Annotated in this window: 5 protein-coding genes and 1 pseudogene; 5 read left to right on the plus strand and 1 reads right to left on the minus strand. The window is 68.0% G+C overall.

The features are described from left to right. The 5 genes and pseudogenes from JYJ84_RS26155 to JYJ84_RS26175 all read left to right on the plus strand — a co-directional run. Positions 1-232, plus strand: a pseudogene (locus tag JYJ84_RS26155) (LysR family transcriptional regulator); the annotation flags it as partial. Positions 233-262: 30 nt separating this feature from the next. Further along, positions 263-1,261 carry a 2-hydroxyacid dehydrogenase gene (locus JYJ84_RS26160; RefSeq protein WP_174957035.1) on the plus strand — a complete coding sequence of 333 codons (999 nt, stop codon included), beginning with the start codon at positions 263-265 and terminating at the stop codon, positions 1,259-1,261. A gap of 181 nt (positions 1,262-1,442) precedes the next feature. Next, positions 1,443-2,210, plus strand: coding sequence for a 5,6-dimethylbenzimidazole synthase (gene bluB, locus JYJ84_RS26165; RefSeq protein WP_174976825.1), 768 nt, complete (start codon positions 1,443-1,445; stop codon positions 2,208-2,210). A gap of 244 nt (positions 2,211-2,454) precedes the next feature. After that, entirely contained in the window at positions 2,455-3,624 is a 1,170-nt protein-coding gene (locus JYJ84_RS26170) for an MFS transporter (RefSeq protein ID WP_175222312.1), read from the plus strand. Positions 3,625-3,717: 93 nt separating this feature from the next. Further along, positions 3,718-4,878, plus strand: coding sequence for an MFS transporter (locus tag JYJ84_RS26175; RefSeq protein WP_122944596.1), 1,161 nt, complete (start codon positions 3,718-3,720; stop codon positions 4,876-4,878). Between the two features lie 151 nt (positions 4,879-5,029). Here JYJ84_RS26175 and fahA read toward each other — a convergent pair. Next, a partial coding sequence (gene fahA, locus JYJ84_RS26180; RefSeq protein WP_205189626.1) for a fumarylacetoacetase occupies positions 5,030-6,070 on the minus strand: 1,041 nt, incomplete at its 5' end.

Below are 6,070 nucleotides of genomic sequence, written 5' to 3' on the forward strand. Positions count from 1 at the left end.
CGCCAGCGGCACGCTCGTGCGGCTGATGGCCGGCTACCGGATCGACGATCCCGACACACAGCTGTCGCTCGTCTACCCGAACCGCCAGTACGTGCCGGCCCGCACGCGCAGCTTCGTCGAGCACGCGCTCGATCACTTCAGTGCGCAGCCGGCCCGCGAACGCACCGACTACGGCTTCCTGCGGCCGTCGCGCGGGCCCGACCGCTCCGACATCGTCACGGGGCTGCAGTAAACTGCGCGCGTCAGCTTTCGGAGGTGCAGCGTGCGCGTGATCCTGTTCAGCAGCCGGCAGTACGACGACGATTCGTTTGCTGCCGCCAACCGGCGGTTCGGCTATCGGCTGCACTTCCAGCCGTCGCACCTCGACGCGGAAACCGCGATCCTTGCGCACGGCTATGACGTCGTCTGTCCGTTCGTCAACGACACCGTCGACGCGGCGGTGCTCGAACGGCTGGCGGACGGCGGCACGCGCCTGATCGCGCTGCGCTCGGCGGGCTTCAACCATGTCGACCTGGCCGCCGCCGAGCGGCTCGGCATCACGGTCGTGCGCGTGCCCGCATACTCGCCGCACGCGGTCGCCGAGCACGCGGTCGCGCTGATCCTCGCACTCAACCGCCGCCTGCCGCGCGCCGTCGCGCGCACCCGCGAAGGCGACTTCTCGCTGAACGGCCTGCTCGGCTTCGACCTGCATGGCAAGACCGTCGGCGTGATCGGCACCGGCATCATCGGCAGCGTGTTCGCGAAGATCATGATGGGCTTCGGGATGCATGTGCTCGCGCACTCGGTGCCGCCTTACAACGACGAGCTGATCGCGTACGGCGCGCGTTATGTGGAGCTCGACGAGTTGCTGCACCACGCCGACATCGTCAGCCTGCACTGCCCGCTGCTGCCGTCGACGCACCATCTGATCAACGAGCGGACGCTCGCACGGATGAAGCACGGCGCGATGCTGATCAACACCGGGCGCGGCGGCCTCGTCGATGCGCAGGCGCTGGTCGATGCGCTCAAGAGCGGCCAGCTCGGCCATCTCGGGCTCGACGTGTACGAAGAGGAAAGCGGACTCTTCTTCGAGGATCACTCCGACCTGCCGCTGCAGGACGACGTGCTCGCGCGCCTGCTGACGTTCCCGAACGTGATCGTCACGTCGCACCAGGCGTTCTTCACGCGCGAGGCGCTCGCCGAGATCGCGCACACCACACTGCTGAACATCGAGGCGTGGCATGCGGGCACACCGCAGAACGTCGTGACGGCGAATCGCTGACAAATCGACGAAACCGGCTCATTTCACGCTTACCGGCGCCACCGCAATCGTTTGCTTTTGATCGGCGCTGAAAAATCGATCTTTTGCATCAACAATTCCGCACTTTGTTTCGAATGATGTAACGCGGCTTGCGCTCGGTCTGATATCGTTGCGCCGACGTCATCCCCTGCTTGTGCCGCCCATGCGTTTCGACGACTCCGACATCGCCGCCGTCTACCGCGCCATTTTCGAACGGCGCGACATGCGTCACTTCACGCCGGCGCCCGTCGATCCTGCCGTGCTCGCGCGCCTGCTGCGCGCGGCGCATCACGCGCCGAGCGTCGGCTTCATGCAGCCGTGGCGCTTCATCCGCATCACCGATCCCGCGCTGCGCACCGCGATCCACGCGCTGGTCGAGGCCGAGCGCCGCGCGACCGCCGACGCACTCGGCGAGCGCCAGGACGAATTCATGCGGCTGAAGGTCGAAGGCGTGCGCGAATGCGGCGAGCTGCTGGTCGTCGCGCTCGCCGACGGCCGCGAACGCCACGTGTTCGGCCGCCGCACGCTACCGGAGATGGATCTCGCGTCCGCCGCGTGCGCGATCCAGAACATGTGGCTCGCGGCCCGCGCCGAAGGGCTCGGGATGGGCTGGGTATCGCTGTTCGACGTCGACGCGCTGCGCACGCTGCTGCGGATGCCCGACGGTGCGAAGCCGATCGCCGTGCTGTGCGTCGGGCACGTCGACGCGTTCTATGCGAAGCCGATGCTCGAGCAGGAGCGTTGGGCTGCGCGGATGCCGATCGAAGCGTGCCTGTTCGAAAACGGCTGGGACGATCCGGCCGCGATCGATGCCGCCGGCTCGCCGTCGTCGTCCGTGGACGCTGATGCGGACTCGGCAACAGACACCGGCATCGACGCGGCAAGCGCATTGCCCACCCTTGCCGACGGCTCCCCCGAACGCATCGCCTGACGAGCACCCTGCCGCTGCCGCCGCCATCGCTCCGCCCGCGGCACATTCGCCGCCGCAAACCTCGTCGAATCCCACACTGTGAGCTTCACGCGCACCGCCCCGTCGCACGCCGGCAACAACCGTTTTGGCCCCAAGCATAGGGGTTTTCACTGAAGTAGAATCGCGGCTGTCGTTCGCCTTACCGTCCGCCCGTCCCGCGCATCCTGCGCCCGCCCGAGCGGCGGCTTTTCCCGAGCCTACCGCGATGCCCTTACCTCTTTTCGCCCTCGCCGTCGCCGCATTTGGAATCGGTACCACCGAGTTCGTGATCATGGGTCTGCTGCCCAATGTCGCGCGCGACCTCGGCGTGTCGATCCCGGCCGCCGGCATGCTCGTGTCCGGCTATGCGCTCGGCGTGACGATCGGTGCGCCGATCCTCGCGATCGTCACCGCGAAGATGCCGCGCAAGCGTGCGCTGATGGGCCTGATCGGGCTGTTCATCGCGGGCAACCTGTTCTGCGCGATCGCGCCGGGCTATGCGGTGCTGATGGCCGCGCGGGTCGTCACCGCGTTCTGCCACGGCGCGTTCTTCGGGATCGGCTCGGTGGTCGCGAGCAACCTCGTCGCGCCGAACCGTCGCGCGCAGGCGATCGCGCTGATGTTCACCGGCCTCACGCTCGCGAACGTGCTCGGCGTGCCGCTCGGCACCGCGCTCGGCCAGGCATACGGCTGGCGCGCGACGTTCTGGGCCGTCACCGGCATCGGCATTGCCGCGGCCGCCGCGCTCGCCGTCTGCCTGCCGAAGAACCTCGCGATGCCCGACACCAGCATCACGCGCGAATTCAGCGTGCTGAAACATCCGCAGGTGCTGATGGTGCTCGGCATCAGCGTGCTCGCATCGGCCAGCCTGTTCAGCGTATTCACATACATCACGCCGATCCTCGAGGACGTGACGGGCTTCTCGCCACGCCAGGTCACCTACGTGCTGCTGCTGTTCGGCCTCGGGCTGACGGTCGGCGGCACGCTCGGCGGCAAGCTCGCCGACTGGCGCCGGATGCCGTCGCTGATCGCAACGCTCGCATTGATCGGCGTGATCCTCGCGGTGTTCGCGGGCACGATGCACCTGCCGTTCGCCGCGCTCGCGACGATCTTCATGTGGGGCATCCTCGCGTTCGCGATCGTGCCGCCGCTGCAGATCCTGATCGTCGACCGCGCCAGCGACGCGCCGAACCTCGCATCGACGCTGAACCAGGGCGCGTTCAACCTCGGCAACGCGACCGGCGCGTGGCTCGGCGGGATGGCGATCGGCTCCGGCGTGTCGCTCGTGAACCTGCCGTGGGTCGGCGTCGCGATGGCTGTCGCCGCACTCGCGCTCACGCTGTGGTCGGCGTCGCTCGAACGCCGCCCGGTGGCCGTGCCGACCGAGTATGTGTAACGCAACCCGGTTGAGATCGTTGCGTGCACAACTCCACTCGAAGCTGATGGCCTTCATGGACCTTTCAAGGTCCGAGGTGTAGCATCGCGCCCGATGAAAGCCATTCTTAATCGCGATTTCCTCGCACTCATTCTGAGCGTCGCGGTCGTCGGTCTCGGCACCGGCGCCACGCTGCCGCTCACCGCGCTCGCGCTGACCGAAGCCGGACACGGCACCAACGTCGTCGGCATGCTGACGGCCGCGCAGGCGCTCGGCGGCCTCGCGATCGTCCCGTTCGTCACCGCGCTCGCACGACATATCGGCTCGCGCCGCGCGATCGTCGTGTCGGTCGTGCTGCTCGCGGCCGCCACCGCGCTGATGCAGTTCACGTCGAACCTGATCCTGTGGGGCGTGCTGCGCGTGCTGTGCGGTGCCGCACTGATGCTGCTGTTCACGATCGGCGAGGCATGGGTCAACCAGCTCGCCGACGATTCGACGCGCGGCCGCGTCGTCGCGATCTACGCGACCAACTTCACGCTGTTCCAGATGGCAGGCCCCGTGCTCGTGAGCCAGATCGCGGGGGCGACGAGCATCCGCTTCGCGCTGTGCGGCGCGCTGTTCCTGCTCGCGCTGCCGACGCTCGCGACGATCCGGCGCGCGCCGCTCGCCGGCGACGACGCGCATCACGCGCAGCACGATCACTGGCTCGCCGTACTGCCGCGCATGCCCGCGCTGATCATCGGCACCGGCTTCTTCGCGCTGTTCGACACGCTTGCGCTGTCGCTGCTGCCGCTCTACGCGATGGATCACGGCGTCGCGAGTGCGACGGCCGTGCTGCTCGCGTCGATCATGCTGTTCGGCGATACCGCGATGCAGTTCCCGATCGGCTGGCTCGCGGACAAGCTCGGCCGCGAGCGCGTGCACCTCGGCGCGGGCTGGATCGTGCTCGCCGGCCTGCCGCTGCTGCCGTTCGTCATCGCGAATCCGTGGCTGTGCTGGCCGCTGCTGTTCGTGCTCGGCGCGGCGGCCGGCAGCATCTACACGCTGTCGCTCGTCGCGTGCGGCCAACGCTTCCGCGGTGCGGCGCTCGTCACCGCGAGCTCGCTCGTGTCGGCGTCGTGGAGCGCCGCGAGCTTCGGCGGCCCGCTGGTCGCAGGCGCACTGATGGAACAACTGGGCAGCAACGCGCTGGTCGGCGTGCTGGTCGTCTGCGTCGCGGCATTCGTCGCGGCCGCGCTGTGGGAACGCCGCGCCGCGTTGCAGCGCGCGGTCTGATGCCGGCGCGCGAGCACACCGCAGCGCGCCACCCCAATGACGACGGCGCGAACACGCGCCGCCCGGCCACGGATACGCCGATCACACCGCATAAACGACGACGGCCCGCGCAATGCGGGCCGTCGTATTCATGGTCGCGCTACGTTGCGCGTTACGCCTTCAACGCCGGCAGGATCTTCCCGACACATGCGCCGAAGCCGACGCGATAGCCGTCGCCCTGGCACCAGCCGGCGAGCGTGAGCTCGTCGCCATCCTCGATGAACGCGCGGCTGCCGCCACCATTCAGCGCAACCGGCTCCTTGCCGTTCCACGTCAGTTCGAGCAGGCTGCCGAACGAATCCTTCGTCGGCCCGCTGATCGTGCCCGAACCCATCAGGTCGCCCACCCGCGTGTTGCAGCCGGCGACCGTGTGATGCGCGAGCTGCTGCGCCATCGTCCAGTACATGTGCTTGAAGTTCGTGCGGCTGATCGACGTTGCTTCGGCCGCCCCTTCCTCGCGCAGTGTCACTTCCAGCGCAATGTCGAACGCATGCTTGCCTGCGTGCTGCAGATACGCGAGCGGCTGCGGCGATTGCTCCGGCTGCGCGGTTCGGAACGGTTCGAGCGCGTCGAGCGTGACGATCCACGGCGAGATCGTCGTCGCGAACGTCTTCGCGTTGAACGGGCCGAGCGGCACGTATTCCCACTGCTGGATGTCGCGCGCGCTCCAGTCGTTCAGCAGCACCATCCCGAAGATATGCGCTTCCGCGTCCTCGCACGCGATCGGCTCGCCGAGCGCGTTGCCCTGACCGACGATGAAGCCCGTCTCCAGTTCGATATCGAGCTTGCGGCATGCGCCGAACACCGGGCGCTCCTGGTCAGGCAGCTTCAGTTGCCCGTTCGGGCGCCGCACCGGCGTGCCGCTCACGACCACCGACGATGCGCGGCCGTTGTAGCCGATCGGCATCTCCGACCAGTTCGGCAGCAGTGCATTCTTCGGATCACGGAACATCGAGCCGACGTTGGTCGCGTGCTCCTTCGACGAATAGAAATCGGTATAGCCGGGAATGTCGACCGGCAGATGCAGCGTCGCGTCGCGCTGCGCGACGAGCACCTGTGCGCGCAGCGCCGTATCGTCGCGCAACCGCGCGTTGTCGCGCGATAACAAATCAGACAGCTGCACGCGCACGCTGCGCCATGCGTCGCGGCCCAG

Origin of the sequence: Burkholderia sp. LMG 13014, from assembly GCF_905232215.1 — a bacterium.
GTDB lineage: Bacteria > Pseudomonadota > Gammaproteobacteria > Burkholderiales > Burkholderiaceae > Burkholderia.